The sequence below is a fragment of the Bradyrhizobium sp. S3.7.6 genome, assembly GCF_054061875.1.
On the sequence record NZ_JBSSEQ010000001.1, the window covers coordinates 7,682,214 to 7,696,027 of the forward strand.

A 13,814-nucleotide genomic window follows, 5' to 3' on the forward strand; every position below is an offset into this window, starting at 1 on the left:
CTTCGCGAACCAGCGCGACCTTCATGAAAATCTATCTGGCAGGGCCCGACGTGTTCCTGCCGGATGCGGTTGAGATCGGCCGGCAAAAGGCCGCGATCTGCGCTGCGCATGGGCTCACCGGCCTCTATCCCCTCGACAACGCGATCGATCTCACCTCGCCCGACGCCTCGCGGCAGATCTTTTGCGGCAACGAGGCGATGATGGACGAAGCCGATGCCATCATCGCGAACCTCACCCCGTTCCGCGGTGCCGGCGCCGACCCCGGCACCGTCTACGAGCTCGGCTACATGGCCGGCCGCCGCAAGATTTGCCTGGCCTATTCCAACGACGGCGCCGTCTATGCCGACCGCGTCGGCCGCTTCATGGACGTGACCTCCGAGGACGGACGGCTGGTCGATGCACAGGGGCTGACGGTCGAGGATTTTGGCCTCGTCGACAACCTCATGATGATCCATGCGCTGGAGCTGCACGGCTGCCCGCTGGTGACGCCGGCGCAGATGCCGATCGACGTCTGGCACGATCTGGCCGCGTTCGAGGCTTGCGTCCGGATCGCGGCCGCGCGATTGATCGCACCATAGACGTTTCAGTCGCCTCCGGAGATCCGATGTCCCCTGCCCGCAAGCGTGCGGATGTTCTGCTGGTCGAGCGCGGCTTGTTCGAGAGCCGGGCGCGGGCGCGCGCGGCGATCGAGGCCGGGCTCGTCACCGCCGACGACAAGCAGGTCGCCAAACCCTCGGAGACGATCGCCGAGGACGCGGTGATCGTCGCCGAGCCTGCGCATCCCTATGTGTCGCGCGGCGGCGTCAAGCTCGCCGGCGCGCTGGAGCGCTACCCCATCGAGATCGAGGACCATGTCTGCCTCGACGTCGGCGCCTCCACCGGCGGTTTCACCGAGGTGCTGCTGGCGAACGGCGCCAGCCTGGTGTTCGCCATCGATGTCGGCACCAGCCAGCTGCATCCCTCGCTGCGCGACCATCCCAAGATCGTGTCGATGGAGGAGACCGACATCCGCAGCTATGACGGCAAACGGTTGCCGGCGCGGCCCGACGTCGTCGTCATCGACGTCAGCTTCATCTCGCTCAAGACGGTGCTGCCCGTGGCGCTGTCACTGGCGGCGGCGCCGATGAGCCTGCTGGCGCTGATCAAGCCGCAGTTCGAGGCCGATCGGAAGCACAACAAGAAGGGCATCATCCGCGACGCCGCCGTGCATCAGGAGATCTGCGACGACATCGCGGTCTTTGCCGCTTCGCTCGGCTGCACCGACATCGAGGTGTTCCCCTCCCCGATCACCGGCGGTGACGGCAATATCGAATTCTTCCTGGGCGCGCGCCGTGGTTGAGCGCATGAGGATCGATCACGTCGGCCATCGCGGCGACGGCGTCTCGCTCGCTGCGGGCGATCCCGTCTATGTGCCCTACGCGCTTGGCGGCGAGACCGTCGAGGTCGACCACGTCGCCGGCAGCCATCCCGACCGCCGCAAGCTGCTCGCGGTCGATGTCGCCAGCCCCGATCGCATCGAGCCGTTCTGTCCGCATTTCGGCGTCTGCGGCGGCTGCGCCATCCAGCACTGGGCGGCTGAGCCCTATCACGCGTGGAAGCGCGGCATCGTGGTCGAGACGCTGGCCCAGGCCGGGATCGACTGCGAGGTGGCGCCGCTGGTCGATGCCCATGGTGCCGGCCGCCGGCGCGTCACGCTGCACGGGCGGTTCGGCACGCATGACGTCCTCAAGGTCGGTTTCTCGGCGGCGAGCTCGCACGACGTGATCCCGATTCATCGCTGCCCGATCCTCGATCCCGGGCTCGAGGGCGCGCTCGATGCCGCCTGGGCGCTTGCCGAATCCCTGACGTCTAGGATGGCGGTGACGAAGCCGCTGGACATCCAGGTCACCGCGACCGCCAACGGCCTCGATGTCGACGTGCGCGGCTCCGGCCCGCTGCCGACGCCGCTGGTCACGGCGCTTTCGCGCGTCGCCGAGCAGCATCGGCTGGCGCGGCTGACGCGGCACGGCGAGCTGGTGCTGCAACGCCTGCCGCCGACGGTGCGGATGGGCCGCGCCGAGGTGACGCTGCCGCCGGGCTCGTTCCTGCAGGCAACGGTCGCGGGCGAGGAGACGCTGGCGTCGCTCGTCGCCGAGCGCGTCGGCAAGGCCAAGGAGGTTCTCGACCTCTTCTGCGGCGTCGGCCCGTTTGCCTTGAGGCTCGCCGAGAAGGCGCGCGTCACCGCCTATGACAACGACGCCGGCGCCGTCGCGGCGCTTGTGAAGGCTGCGCGCACACCCGGGCTGAAGCCGATCAAGGCCGAACCGCGCGACCTGTTCCGCCGCCCGCTGGTGCCGCCGGAGCTGCGCGACTTCGACGCCGTGGTGTTCGACCCGCCGCGCCAGGGCGCGCAGGCGCAGGCGCTGAAACTCGCTGCGAGCAAGGTACCCGTCGTGATCGCGGTGTCCTGCAACGCCGCAACCTTCGCTCGCGACGCCCGGCTCCTCATCGACGGCGGCTACAGGATCGAGACCGTGGTCCCGGTCGATCAGTTCCGCCACACGCCGCATGTGGAATTGGTGGCGCGGTTCACGCGCTGACGCGCTACCTGCCGCTCACCGTCCGAACCCTTCCAGACTGCTATGCCGACGGTTCGAATTGCGGCTGCCATCGCAGCAGGTAGAACTGCAGCGAGCGCACCGCGATCGCCAACAGGATTCCGACGAACATCATGACGAAGATGGCGACCATCATCTCGCTGGCATTGGCGCGCGCCTCGGCTTCGATGATGAGCTTGCCGAGCCCGCGCTCGGCGCCGATGAATTCGCCGACGATGACGCCGATCAGCGCGAAAGACACCGCCGGCAACAGCGACGCGAACACCCAGGCCAGCGCGGAGGGGATCACCACCGTGCGCAGCACGGTGAGTTCGCTGGCACCGAGCAGACGGGCAGCGGCGATCTGGTCGCGGTCGACCGCACGCGTTCCCTCGAAGGTGTTGAAGAACACCACGAAGAACACGACGAGCCATGCCGTGGCGATCTTGGAGAGATCGCCGAGGCCGAAGATCAGGATGACGAGCGGCACCAGCGCGATGCGCGGTATCGAGTTGAGCGCCACGACATAGGGCCCGAACACGCGGGCCAGGAAGTCCGAACGGCCGAGGACCAGGCCGGCCGCGATTCCGCTCGCTGAGCCGAAAAGAAATCCCCACCAGGTGTTCTTCAGCGTGACGAGCGTGGCGAGCCACAAATTGTTGTCGTTGCCGTTGATGCAGGCGGCAAAGCCGGCGGGATCGGCAAAGCAGCCAAGCCGCAGGAAGCTCTGCCAGATCAACGACGGCTTGGCGACGAAATAGGGATCGAGGATTTTCGGCACATAGGCCTTCGGCAACAGCGCCTTGCTCCATTCGAAGCCCCACTGCCAGACGACGAGAACCACCACGAGAATGGCCACTTGCCAGAACAGGACGGCGCTACGGCTGTTGGACATGATCATTCGGCCCTGGTGCGGCGGAATTCTTCGCCGAGGGAATGCCAGATGTGAGAGTAGAGGCGGCCGAATTCGGCGGTCTCGCGCACGTCCACGGGATCGCGCGGCCGCGGGATGGCGACGTCGAAATCTTCCTTGAGCCTCCCGGGCCGGGCCGAGAGCAGGATGATGCGGCTCGCCAGCGTCAAGGCCTCGCCGAGATCGTGGGTCACGAACAGCACAGTCTGCCGCTCGCGTTCCCATATCTCCAGCAGCGTCTTGTGCATCTCGAGTTTGGTGTGGGTGTCGAGCGCGCCGAACGGCTCATCCATCAGCAGGATCTCGGGCTCCATGATCAGCGTGCGCATCAAGGCGACGCGCTGACGCATGCCGCCGGACAGCATGCTGGGGAAGCTCTGTGCAAAGCCGGAGAGCCCGGCCTTCTCGACGGCCGAAGCGACGCGCCCGGCGCGCTCGGTCTTTCGCAGCCCCGCGATCTCCAGCCCATAGCCGATGTTCTGCTCCACGGTTCGCCAGGGAAACAGCGTGTCGCGCTGGAAGACATAGCCGACCCTGCGGTTGACCTTTCCGGTCTCAACCATGTCCTCATCGATCAGGATGCGTCCGCCCGAGCGCGGCAATAGCCCCGCAACCATGTTGAGGATGGTGCTCTTGCCGCAGCCGGACGGACCGAGCAGCGCGACGAACTCGCCTTGCTTGACCTCGAAGGAAACGTCATCGACCGCCACGAACTCGCGGCCGGACGCGTTGAAGCGCTTGGCGAGACCTCGCACCGCGATGCGGGTTCGCTCCTCCACCTCGTCTCGCGCGAGCGCGAATCCTGGGCCTGGCGCAGCGATCATTTGTATTTCGCCATCGCCGCCTGGAGGAAGCTCATGTCGACGACATCCTCGTATTTCGTCTCGGGAATATCCGTTCCCTTGCGGTACCAGGGCTTGGCCCCGCGTTCGAACGAGGACTTGTCGATGACGCCGTCATAGGCCCAGGTCGATTTGTCGAAGCCGAGCTCGGCGCTGACTGCATCGGGGTCGATGCCCGAGAAATATTTCGGCGTGACCAGTGCCTGTACGTCCGCGAGCGGCGTCGCCTTCACGAAAGCGATCGCGCGGTGGATCGCGTTCACATAGGCCTGCACCATCGCCTTGTCCTGCTCGATCGTGTCCTGGAGCGTGTAGATCACCAGCACGGGCAGCGTGCCGCCGAAATCCTTCTCGAATACGCCGGGCTTGGAGGTGTCGTAGATCGTCCTGCCAAAGCCCTTCTTCTCGACCTCGACGATCCAGCTTGGCGGCGCCAATGATGGCGTCGAACTGCTTGGTCTGCAGCGACGGGAACATCGTGTTGGGTCCGCCGCCGGCGACCCAGTTCACCCTGTCGCCGAGCCCGCGCGTTTCGAACACATAGGTGCCGAACACCCAGGTGCCCGACCCGATCGCGGTGGCCGCGACGATCGGCTTGGCGCCGTCAGGCCGTTTATGCTCGGCGAGCTTCTCGACTGAATTGATACCGCCGTCGTAAAGGTCCTGCCGGACCACGATGTTGGCGTAGGAGCACACCATCTCGGTCGCGAGCAGGATCTTGCAGGGTTTGCCGCGCGCACTGAGCTGGAGCGGATGGCTGGCATCGCCGTGCGCGAACAGGGCTTGTCCCGCCGCCAGCGTCTGACGGCCGAACGTGCCGGCGTTACCGGTGACGAGCTTGGAGTCGAGACCTTCGTCCCTGAAGTAACCCTTCAGCTCGGCAATCATGCCGATGGCGTAGACCGGCGACACCGGCCCGAAGGCGAGCGATACCTGCTTGGTCTCGGCGCGGAGCTGCCCGGGCAGCATCGATGCGCCGGCCAATGTGGAGCCCGCGATCAGCGCCTGGCGTCTGGTGATGTTCATGTGCTCCTCCTTGATTCTTGTTTGATCGATCCGTTCGTCAGGACGGCCCAGGCGCAATCCGGATGGTTCCTGCCTTTTGCAGCGTCTCGATTTCACTCGACGAAATGCCGATCTCGCTCAGGATCTCGCGCGTCTGCTCGCCGATCTGCGGCGGATCGTAGCGGTTGGGCAGCCGGCGGCCGTCCATGGAGATCGGCAACAGCGGCGTTTTTGCCTCGCCGCCGTCAGGCAGGTGAATGTTGGTCAGCCCGCCCGACTGGTTCAGATGCGGATCGTCGAAGAGATCGCCGGGCTTGTTGACCGGCGCGTAGGGCAGATCGAGCTGCTCGAGGCGTGCCGCGAGATCGGCCTTGTCCCATTGCTTGAAGATCTTCGCGATCTCCGGGATCAGCCAGCCGCGATGATCGACGCGGTCGTTGCTCGTCGCAAAGCGCGGATCGGCAAGCCAGGATTCGCGATCGAAGGCGCGGCAGAACGCCTCCCATTGCTCTTCACCGACGATGGTGACGAACAGCTTCGAGCCGTCCCTGGTGTCGAAGAGATCGTAGACCGGCCAGGGGCTGTCCTTGATCGAATAGGGGATCGAGGGCTGGCCGCTGACCACCTCGCACATCATGGCCTGCGCCATCAGGAACACGTTGTTCTCGTAGAGCGCGCTCTGGATGTAGCGGCCGCGCCCGGTGCGCTGCCGCTCGGCCAGCGCGGCCTGGATCGCGATCACGCCGAACATGCCGCCCATGATGTCGTTGACCGAGGCACCGGCGCGCATCGGCCGGTCCGGCAGGCCCGTCATGTAGGCAAGGCCGCCCATCATCTGCACGACCTCGTCGAGCGCGAGGCGATTCTCGTACGGGCCGGGCAAATAGCCCTTGAGCGAGCAGTAGATCAGGCGCGGCGCAAAAGCGGCAACCGACTCGTAGTCGAGACTGATCCGCTTCAGCAGGCCGGGTCGGAAATTCTCGATCAGGACGTCGCTGCTCTCGATCAGCCGCCGCGCGATGGTCTGGCCTTCCGCGGTCGACGTATCCAGCGCGATGCTGCGCTTGTTGCGGCTGTAGGTGGCGAAGAAGCCGGCAGCGGGCCCCTTGAAATAGCGGGTGCGGTCGCCCTTGGGCGGCTCGACCTTGATCACGTCGGCGCCGAGATCGGCGAGGATCAAGCCGCAGCTCGGCCCCATCACCATCTGGCTGAACTCGATGACACGAAGGCCGGCCAGCGGACGCAGCTCCGTTGCCGCCTCGGGCGCGGCCGTCGTCATGCCGCCCTCCGCAGCACCTTGGGAATGCCGGCCTCGTGCAGGTGCCCGGTCAGATGTTTTGCCTGGATGTGGCGGGCCAGAATCTCGCGCGTTTGCATCAGCCGATCGAGGTCGATGCCGGTCGAAAGTCCCATGCGTTCCAGCATGAACACGAGATCCTCGGTGACGATGTTGCCGCGGGCACCAGGCGCGAAAGGACAGCCGCCAAGTCCTGATACCGCGGCGTCGAAACGCCGGATCCCGGCTTCGAGGCCGGCGACGGCATTGGCGAGGCCAGCACCGAGCGTGTCGTGCAGATGCAGCCGCAGCGTCATCTGCAATCCGACTTCACGCCTGACGGCTTCGACGATCTGCCTGACCAGTTTCGGGGTGGCGTAGCCGACGGTGTCGGCGAGCCCGATCTCGTCGGCACCGGCCTCGGCAAAGGCGCGCGCGACCCGGCACACCGCCGCTTCGCTCACCTCGCCTTCCAGCGAGCAGCCGAAGGAGGTGGCGATCGCGCCCATCAGGTGCGGCCGCCGGCCCGCCGGACAGGCGTCGATCGCGGCGCGGACCGCGCGAAACCCGTCGAGCTGCTCTTCGATCGAGCGCCGCACATTGGCGCGGTTGTGCGTCTCGCTGGCGGAGATGACGAAGTAGACGGCGTCGACACCGGCGGCGATGGCGCGCTCGGCGCCCTTCACGTTCGGCACAAGTGCACCGATGGTCGCGGTCCTGTGCGCGAGCGCGTGCGCCATCACCGCATCGACATCGGCGAATTGCGGTACGACCTTCGGCGGCACGAAGGATCCCGCGTCGATCTCGCGCACGCCGGCGGCGGCGATCGTATCAATCAGCGCGCATTTGGCTTCGGTGGGAACGAACACGTCCAGGTTTTGCAGCCCATCGCGGGGGCCGACCTCGCAAATCAGGACATCCGGCGCATGCGCCATCAGGCTCTCCCTGGTTCGATTGTATATTATTGCGTAAAAGAACAATCCGTGGGACAGTCTGTCAAGCTCAAAATCCGCGTGCACTGCAATGACCGCCTCCGACAATTCCCGACCGCCCGCTTCAAGCAAAGGCGGTTCCGAGCGCGCCGAGCACCTCGCCGGGCTGATCATGGCGCTCGCCCGACGCGAAGGCATGAAGGCTGGCGATCGCTTGATCGAACAAAGGCTTGCCGATGCGCTCGATCTTTCACGCGCGCCGATCCGGCTCGGCCTCAAGGCTCTGGAAGCGGCAGGGCTCGCGCGCGGCGAGCCACATCGCGGGTTCGTGCTGGCCAAGCATCCGACCAGCGGCGCAGCCCAGCCAGCCCTCGCGGCGGTCAGGCGCAGCGAACAGGTTTATACGTCCATCGCAGGCGACGTGCTCGCAAGCCGGCTGCCGGCTGACGTCACCGAGGCGGAGCTGATGCGCCGCTATGGCCTCAGCCGGGCCGAGTTGCAGCGGCTGCTTGACCGGATCGCTGCCGAGGGCTGGATTGCACGCCTGCCGGGTTATGGCTGGCGCTTCGCGGAGACGGTCTCGAACCCCGAAGCTCACGCCAAGGCCATGGCGTTTCGCGCGGTGATCGAACCTGCGGCAATCGCGCAGCCCAGCTTTGCGCTGCCGCAGGAGGTGATTGCACGCTTGCGCGAGCGCCAGCTGCGCGTATTCGAAGGCGAGCTCGAGAAGATGACGATCGGCGAGGTCTTTCTTTCCGGTTGCGAATTCCATGAGGAGATCATTCGCGGCGCCGGCAATCCCTTCTTTCTTGAATCGCTCCGGCGCGTGAATTCGATCAGACGCCTGTTCGCCTATCGCAGCTTCGCCGACCGCGACGGTATGCGGCGGCACGTGCGCGAGCATTTGCGCCTGCTCGAGGTTCTGGAAACGCGGCGTTACGCCGAAGCGGCAGAGCTGATGGCGAAGCACCTGCAACGCCCGCTGGTGGCGGGCTTGTCGTAAGCCAACGCGGCTGCCGTCAAGCGGGCGGCGAAAGCGACGCGTGACCGCTCAACGACGCAAGCCACCCAACGCCGGTGACTCGCCGGGCAGCATTGACGAATTGATGTCGCTGTCCATGCGTCCCGATTGCTGCTGGGTGAAACCGGCGCCGAACGACAGGCTGAGGTTGGAGGTCGGCTTGAACTCGACACCCGCGAAAGCGCCGTAGCCGGGCGAGGCGCTGGAGGTGAGCGGGGCGAGCGAGCTGCCGATGCCGCCATTGTATTTCAGCGTGTCGAACCCGGCAAAGAACGTGACGGGCATGCCGCCCGCGGTCTTGTAGTTGTAACCGAACTGCGTGCCATCGTAGGAGAGCGCGTTGAAATTGCCGGCCGGCGCAGGCTGGCTGAGGCCGCCCAGGCCTAGATTGCCGCGTTCGCTTCCGACGAAGAAACCGGGACGAAAATCATAGCCTGCGTTGGCATCGCCACCCTTGAAGCTCGGAAAATTGCCGTAGCCATCGGAGCCCTGGCCGGCGCTGCCACCAAAGCCGAAAGGCCCGCCCGGGATCCAATATTGCAGGGGCGCGACTTGCGCATGAGCCGGCGCTCCGCCGAGGCAGAACACCACGAAGAGAGTTGCGAGACCGCAGGAACGTGCAAGGCTGGACATTCAGGTAACCGTCAAAAAAGTGCGGAAATTATATGCCGGGGATCACACGAATACCAGTGACGCGATGCCGGTGGTCGCGCCATCGAGTTCCAAAATCACGTTATCCTGACGTGTTGAACCTCCTGCGCGACGGATTGACCCACATAGAGGACGCGCGAACGCGAGCCGTCGCTTCGATCCTGATCGGCCGGCGCAGTCCGGCAAGACGCAATTGCGCAGACCTTTGAAAATGCCAGACACAACATGGAGGCTGTCATGGAGGTCGATTCCGACAGGTTGAATGCCTTTATGGGCAAGATGATCACCGAGGTCGGTGCCGCGATGAACGCATCGCTGGTCCTGCTGGGCGACAAGCTCGGCCTCTACCGCGCCCTCGCCGCCAAGGGACCCATGAGCTCTGCCGAGCTCGCAAGCGCCACCGGAACGAACGAACGCTACGTCCGCGAGTGGCTGGCGAGCCAGGCGGCTTCTGGTTACGTCGAATACGACTCCGCTTCCGGCAAGTTCTCGATGCTGCCGGAGCAGGCGATGGCGCTTGCCGATGATGACAGCCCGGTCTTCCTCGGCGCGGTCGGTAATGTCATTGCCGCGGCGTTCCTCGACGAGCCGAAAATTACGGACGCATTCAAGTCCGGCAAGGGCGTCGGCTGGAATCGTCGCAGCGAGTGCCTGTTCTGCGGCACCGCCCGGTTCTTCCGCACCGGCTACATGCATCATCTGGTGCAGGAGTGGCTGCCCGCGCTCGAAGGCGTCGTGGACAAGCTGAAGCGCGGTGCCAAGGTCGCCGACGTCGGCTGCGGGCACGGCGTCTCGACACGGCTGATGGCGGAGGCCTTCCCGAACTCCCGCTTCTACGGCTTCGACTATCACGAGGGCTCGATCGCGGCCGCACGAAAGGCGACGACTGAGGCGAAGCTGGGCGATCGTGTCAGCTTCGCGGTTCACTCGGCGAAGACCTATCCCGCCGAGGGCTACGATCTCGTCTGCTTCTTCGATTGCCTGCACGACATGGGCGATCCCGTCGGCGCCATCAGCCACGTGCGCAAGACCATGGCGAAGGACGGCACCTGCATGCTGGTCGAGCCGTTCGCAGGCGACCGCCTCGAAGACAATCTCAACCCGGTCGGGCGGGTCTACTATGCGGCATCGACCATGATCTGCACGCCGGCCTCGCTCGATCAGGAGGTGGGCCTCGCGCTGGGCGCCCAAGCCGGCGAGGCAAGGCTGCGCAAGGTCGCCAGCGAAGGCGGCCTGTCGCGCTTCCGCCGCGCCGCCGAAACACCCTTCAACCTGATCCTGGAGGCCAGGATCTGATGCAATGGCGGACGCGCGGCCGGCGATGTCAGGCCGCGTCGTCCGTTCCCATACCGAACGTGAGCTGATTGCCGTCGGCGTCGACGACGTCGAAATCGCGCATGCGATAGTCACGGTCCTCCGGCCGGTTGAGCAGCCTGGCGCCGCGTCCCGATAGTTCGGCATAGATCTGATCGACGTCCCTGACGAAGATGCAGATGCCGCCGTGCCCGGGCAACCGCTTCGTTACCGCCGCCGCAAGCAGATGCAGGCCGACCTCGTCACGGCAGAGGCAGGCGTAGGACGGAGGCTGACCGTATTCGAAGGTGACCTCGAAGCCGAGCACGTCGCGGTAATAAGCGAGGCTGGCTGTGATGTCGGACACGACGAAGACGGTGGCGGAGCCGGCCATCATCGGGTGTTCGTCGGTCATTGGTCCCTCCATCCGGCAAGCAATCTCCTGCACGCAGTCTAGCATGCGCGCTGGAGGTCTTGCACGGCCCAAGCCGCACCGTAAGCTGTCGCCCGGACAAGGCGGAAGCACCGAACGACAGCGTCCCGCCGCCGCCGCTCGCCGCGAAATAACCGGGCCACCACCTCGATCGATGCCGCACGTTTCCCGAAAGCATGGAGAACCCGGTGACATCTGACAATCCCGTCGCCTACGAACGCGCAGGCAACATCGCCCGCATCACGCTGCGCCGCCCGCCCGTCAATGCACTGAGCCTCGAGGTCATCCGTGCGGTGGTCGCGGCCCTGCGTCGCGCAGCGAACGATCCGGAAGCTCGCGTTGTCGTGCTGGCGAGCGCGATCGCCAAGCGCTTTTCGGCCGGCCTCGACCTCGACATCCTGCTTGGCAAATCCGGCGCCGAGATCCGCGAATTCCTCCAGTCGCTCTATATCGACCTTTACGACGCCCAGTACGGGCTCGGAAAACCGTCGATCGCCGCGGTCGGTGGTGCGGCGCGCGGCGGCGGCATGACCATGGCGGTGTCCTGCGACGTGGTGCTGGCGGCCGAGAGCGCGACGTTCGGCTATCCCGAGATCGACGTCGGCGTCATTCCCGCGATCCACTACGCACACCTGCCGCGCATCGTCGGACGCCACCGCGCTTTCGAGCTGCTGTTCACCGGCCGCGTCTTCACCGCCGCGGAGGCGCGGGAACTCGGCGTGGTCAACCGCGTCGTCGCCGATGCGGAGCTCGACACCGAGGTGATCAAGCTCGCGGCGCAATTCGCCGGCAAGTCGGCCGCCGTGCTGCGGATGGGCCGCGCCGCCTTCATGCGCCAGATTGATCTCGACTACCGGCGCAGCATCGCAAGTGCAGTAGACGATTTCTGCAATGTCGCGACGTCGGACGAAGCGCAGGAGGGATTGAGGGCGTTCGTGGAGAAGCGGGCGCCGAAATGGTGAGGGGGGCCGCCGGCCGCCCAGGGAGGCTGGCGTTCAGGCCGTCCTGTCCACCGAGGACGACGAATCCGCAGGCGGATATTTCGTCACCGGCACGGTGAAGGATTTGGAGCCGACCTGATAGATGATCTTGCCGTTTTGTCCGTTGTCGGTCGATATCTGCGACTGCCCGAACATGATGACGTTCCTGTAGACGTAGCCGGTGCCCTGGCGGGTGATACCGTCGGTGGTGACGCTGACCGTCGCCTCCTTGCCGTTGATGGCCAGCACGCGAAAGCTCGCACTCTTGCCGATGTCGGCGGAATAGCCGCCCCAGCTTCCCATGAGGATGCTGTCGGAACCCGGCGCCGCCTGTTTCTGCAAAGTCGCGCTCTGCTTGCCAACGCCCGAGGAGAACAGGAGCACTAGGTTCTTGCCGTCCTTGGTGCCGACCGTGACGTTGCCGTAGCTTATCGTTGCACCATTGACCTCGCCGATACCGCGCTCGGTGTGCCCGTTATGGGTGTACTCGATTTGGGCCCTGGCCCCGCGGATGTTCACGACCTTGAAGCCGACGGCCTGGTTGTTGCCTGCCCAATTGCCCTTCCAGTCACCCACCAGACTGCTCTGGTGATACACCCGCTCGTTGGCGGGCGAAATCTGGCTGGTGCTCGATGTGACGATGGCCATTGGATTGCTCGGCGGATTTGTCTGACAGACCCGCTTCTGTTCGCGCGCCGGACGGCGAAGTCAGAACTTTATCCGGAAACAACGGGAAGCAGGCCGATTAGGGCCACGCAGCAGTTAACGCGTGGTTAAATTCGACCGCGGGCGGGACAGGGCAAAAGGTCTCATTCGGGGTGGTGCGGATCAGCGCCCCCAGCGGTCCGACCAGATTTTCTCGCCGATCAAGCAGCTGACCCGTGGCTCCTTGTCGGCAACGCGCCTCACGGGGCGCTCCGGCATGCGGCCCGCGACCTCCATCAGGAGCTTGGTGCGGATCGCTTCCTTGAACTTGTCGCGATCCTTGATCGTGATGACGAAGGAGCCGGGACCGCCGATAACGCAGTCCTCGTAGTAGTAGTCGAGATTGTCGATATCCATGGTCGAATAGGACGGCTCCTTGACCATGATCGGCAGGCCGTTGATGACGATGCCCTTCTCGAGCGCGGCGTCGCGCGCGGCCGTCACCGGGCCGCCATTGTTGTTCGGGCCGTCACCGGAAATGTCGATCACGCGGCGCAAGCCGCGATAGGGATCCTCGTCGAACAACGGCATCGCGAACGTGATCGCCCCGGAGATCGAGGTGCGCGAGGCGCGCCGGATCGGCGTCTTCAAGATCTCGGCGGCGACCGCGTCCGCCGTCTCCGGTCCGTCCACCAGCCGCCACGGGATGATGATCTTCTGGTCGCTGGAAGCGGCCCATTCGAAGTAAGTCACCGCGATCCGGCCATTCGGCCCGAGCTTCAGCGCCTGGAGGAATTCCTTCGACTGGATCGCCTGCGCATAGCCTTCGCGCTGGATCGCGAGTTCGTCCATGTCCATGGAGTAGGAGACGTCGACCGCGAGGACCAGCTCGACATCGACCGTCTGCGCGTCCCGATCGGCCGCTAGCCGTTGTGGCGAACTCTTGCTCGGTTCAAATTTGGGCCCTGGTGCCGCGATGCCCGCGACATCCCCTCCGGCGAGTACGCCGGCCACCAGCACAGCCCCGATCGAGAACAGCATGCGCATCGCAGTCTCCCGTCGTATGACGCGATGGTGACATGCAATCGCCTTGCCGCAAAGTCCGAAGATCGCTTGCGCTTCACATTCCGGTTAGGAATTCGCGAGTTGGGAATGCGCACGTCACGCAAAGCTGCCGCCGTGTTGCCGCGCTTGCGCCACGGGGACATGCGCGATCGCTCACGCCATCATTCCGGAGCGTCCAGCAG

Annotated in this window: 15 protein-coding genes and 1 pseudogene; 6 read left to right on the top strand and 10 right to left on the bottom strand. The window is 65.3% G+C overall.

Annotation, left to right across the window (positions count from 1 at the left end):
- Positions 1 to 23: 23 nt before the first annotated feature.
- From ACVJ5M_RS37105 to ACVJ5M_RS37115, 3 genes are read left to right on the top strand one after another with little or no spacing between them, the layout of a single operon-like run.
- Positions 24 to 578, top strand: a complete 555-nt coding sequence (locus ACVJ5M_RS37105) for a nucleoside 2-deoxyribosyltransferase (RefSeq protein ID WP_063984911.1) — start codon at positions 24 to 26, stop codon at positions 576 to 578.
- Between the two features lie 26 nt (positions 579 to 604).
- Complete coding sequence (locus tag ACVJ5M_RS37110; protein ID WP_063984912.1) at positions 605 to 1,339, top strand: TlyA family RNA methyltransferase; 735 nt, start codon at positions 605 to 607, stop codon at positions 1,337 to 1,339.
- The gene (locus ACVJ5M_RS37115; protein WP_063984913.1) at positions 1,332 to 2,579 is read left to right on the top strand and encodes a class I SAM-dependent RNA methyltransferase; all 1,248 of its coding nucleotides are present in this window, start codon (positions 1,332 to 1,334) and stop codon (positions 2,577 to 2,579) included. The genes ACVJ5M_RS37110 and ACVJ5M_RS37115 overlap by 8 nt, the downstream gene beginning before the upstream one ends.
- Before the next feature lie 40 nt (positions 2,580 to 2,619).
- Here the strand turns inward: ACVJ5M_RS37115 and ACVJ5M_RS37120 are convergent, their stop codons facing one another.
- The 6 genes and pseudogenes from ACVJ5M_RS37120 to ACVJ5M_RS37145 form a co-directional block, all read right to left on the bottom strand.
- Positions 2,620 to 3,471: an ABC transporter permease gene (locus tag ACVJ5M_RS37120; RefSeq protein WP_456679597.1), complete on the bottom strand. Its 852-nt coding sequence runs from the start codon at positions 3,469 to 3,471 to the stop codon at positions 2,620 to 2,622.
- Between the two features lie 2 nt (positions 3,472 to 3,473).
- Positions 3,474 to 4,313: an ABC transporter ATP-binding protein gene (locus ACVJ5M_RS37125; RefSeq protein WP_084795245.1), complete on the bottom strand. Its 840-nt coding sequence runs from the start codon at positions 4,311 to 4,313 to the stop codon at positions 3,474 to 3,476.
- Positions 4,310 to 4,768, bottom strand: coding sequence for a hypothetical protein (locus ACVJ5M_RS37130; RefSeq protein WP_456679643.1), 459 nt, complete (start codon positions 4,766 to 4,768; stop codon positions 4,310 to 4,312). Before ACVJ5M_RS37130 ends, ACVJ5M_RS37125 begins: the two co-directional genes overlap by 4 nt.
- A 58-nt stretch (positions 4,769 to 4,826) precedes the next feature.
- A pseudogene (locus ACVJ5M_RS37135) lies at positions 4,827 to 5,357 on the bottom strand (ABC transporter substrate-binding protein); the annotation flags it as partial.
- A gap of 37 nt (positions 5,358 to 5,394) precedes the next feature.
- A complete protein-coding gene (locus tag ACVJ5M_RS37140; RefSeq protein WP_063984914.1) occupies positions 5,395 to 6,615 on the bottom strand; it encodes a CaiB/BaiF CoA transferase family protein in 1,221 nt (406 codons plus the stop codon).
- A complete protein-coding gene (locus ACVJ5M_RS37145) occupies positions 6,612 to 7,547 on the bottom strand; it encodes a hydroxymethylglutaryl-CoA lyase (protein ID WP_063984915.1) in 936 nt (311 codons plus the stop codon). Before ACVJ5M_RS37145 ends, ACVJ5M_RS37140 begins: the two co-directional genes overlap by 4 nt.
- An 88-nt stretch (positions 7,548 to 7,635) precedes the next feature.
- On the opposite strand from ACVJ5M_RS37145, the gene ACVJ5M_RS37150 reads away from it, so the two are divergent.
- Complete coding sequence (locus ACVJ5M_RS37150; RefSeq protein WP_084795387.1) at positions 7,636 to 8,547, top strand: GntR family transcriptional regulator; 912 nt, start codon at positions 7,636 to 7,638, stop codon at positions 8,545 to 8,547.
- A gap of 48 nt (positions 8,548 to 8,595) precedes the next feature.
- Here the strand turns inward: ACVJ5M_RS37150 and ACVJ5M_RS37155 are convergent, their stop codons facing one another.
- On the bottom strand, positions 8,596 to 9,198 hold the full coding sequence (locus tag ACVJ5M_RS37155) for a hypothetical protein (protein ID WP_063984916.1): 603 nt from the start codon (positions 9,196 to 9,198) through the stop codon (positions 8,596 to 8,598).
- Positions 9,199 to 9,453: 255 nt separating this feature from the next.
- Between ACVJ5M_RS37155 and ACVJ5M_RS37160 the strand changes: the two genes are divergently transcribed.
- The gene (locus ACVJ5M_RS37160) at positions 9,454 to 10,512 is read left to right on the top strand and encodes a class I SAM-dependent methyltransferase (protein WP_063986592.1); all 1,059 of its coding nucleotides are present in this window, start codon (positions 9,454 to 9,456) and stop codon (positions 10,510 to 10,512) included.
- Between the two features lie 28 nt (positions 10,513 to 10,540).
- Here the strand turns inward: ACVJ5M_RS37160 and ACVJ5M_RS37165 are convergent, their stop codons facing one another.
- Complete coding sequence (locus ACVJ5M_RS37165) at positions 10,541 to 10,924, bottom strand: bleomycin resistance protein (protein WP_063984917.1); 384 nt, start codon at positions 10,922 to 10,924, stop codon at positions 10,541 to 10,543.
- Positions 10,925 to 11,130: 206 nt separating this feature from the next.
- Here ACVJ5M_RS37165 and ACVJ5M_RS37170 point away from each other — a divergent pair, with 206 nt between their 5' ends.
- Positions 11,131 to 11,904 carry an enoyl-CoA hydratase/isomerase family protein gene (locus ACVJ5M_RS37170; protein WP_063986593.1) on the top strand — a complete coding sequence of 258 codons (774 nt, stop codon included), beginning with the start codon at positions 11,131 to 11,133 and terminating at the stop codon, positions 11,902 to 11,904.
- A 33-nt stretch (positions 11,905 to 11,937) separates the two neighbouring features.
- Here the strand turns inward: ACVJ5M_RS37170 and ACVJ5M_RS37175 are convergent, their stop codons facing one another.
- Both ACVJ5M_RS37175 and ACVJ5M_RS37180 read right to left on the bottom strand, forming a co-directional pair.
- On the bottom strand, positions 11,938 to 12,570 hold the full coding sequence (locus ACVJ5M_RS37175; protein ID WP_063984918.1) for a hypothetical protein: 633 nt from the start codon (positions 12,568 to 12,570) through the stop codon (positions 11,938 to 11,940).
- 180 nt (positions 12,571 to 12,750) lie between these two features.
- The gene (locus tag ACVJ5M_RS37180; RefSeq protein ID WP_063984919.1) at positions 12,751 to 13,614 is read right to left on the bottom strand and encodes a DUF1194 domain-containing protein; all 864 of its coding nucleotides are present in this window, start codon (positions 13,612 to 13,614) and stop codon (positions 12,751 to 12,753) included.
- Between the last annotated feature and the right edge of the window lie 200 nt (positions 13,615 to 13,814).

What these genes read in the sequence shown, in the direction of transcription:
- ACVJ5M_RS37120 (WP_456679597.1), bottom strand. Translation starts at nt 3,471, where the DNA reads ATGTCCAACAGCCGTAGCGCCGTCCTGTTCTGGCAAGTGGCCATTCTC.
- ACVJ5M_RS37140 (WP_063984914.1), bottom strand. Translation starts at nt 6,615, where the DNA reads ATGACGACGGCCGCGCCCGAGGCGGCAACGGAGCTGCGTCCGCTGGCC.
- ACVJ5M_RS37105 (WP_063984911.1), top strand. Translation starts at nt 24, where the DNA reads ATGAAAATCTATCTGGCAGGGCCCGACGTGTTCCTGCCGGATGCGGTT.
- ACVJ5M_RS37160 (WP_063986592.1), top strand. Translation starts at nt 9,454, where the DNA reads ATGGAGGTCGATTCCGACAGGTTGAATGCCTTTATGGGCAAGATGATC.
- ACVJ5M_RS37110 (WP_063984912.1), top strand. Translation starts at nt 605, where the DNA reads ATGTCCCCTGCCCGCAAGCGTGCGGATGTTCTGCTGGTCGAGCGCGGC.
- ACVJ5M_RS37180 (WP_063984919.1), bottom strand. Translation starts at nt 13,614, where the DNA reads ATGCGCATGCTGTTCTCGATCGGGGCTGTGCTGGTGGCCGGCGTACTC.
- ACVJ5M_RS37145 (WP_063984915.1), bottom strand. Translation starts at nt 7,547, where the DNA reads ATGGCGCATGCGCCGGATGTCCTGATTTGCGAGGTCGGCCCCCGCGAT.
- ACVJ5M_RS37155 (WP_063984916.1), bottom strand. Translation starts at nt 9,198, where the DNA reads ATGTCCAGCCTTGCACGTTCCTGCGGTCTCGCAACTCTCTTCGTGGTG.
- ACVJ5M_RS37165 (WP_063984917.1), bottom strand. Translation starts at nt 10,924, where the DNA reads ATGACCGACGAACACCCGATGATGGCCGGCTCCGCCACCGTCTTCGTC.
- ACVJ5M_RS37150 (WP_084795387.1), top strand. Translation starts at nt 7,636, where the DNA reads ATGACCGCCTCCGACAATTCCCGACCGCCCGCTTCAAGCAAAGGCGGT.
- ACVJ5M_RS37175 (WP_063984918.1), bottom strand. Translation starts at nt 12,570, where the DNA reads ATGGCCATCGTCACATCGAGCACCAGCCAGATTTCGCCCGCCAACGAG.
- ACVJ5M_RS37125 (WP_084795245.1), bottom strand. Translation starts at nt 4,313, where the DNA reads ATGATCGCTGCGCCAGGCCCAGGATTCGCGCTCGCGCGAGACGAGGTG.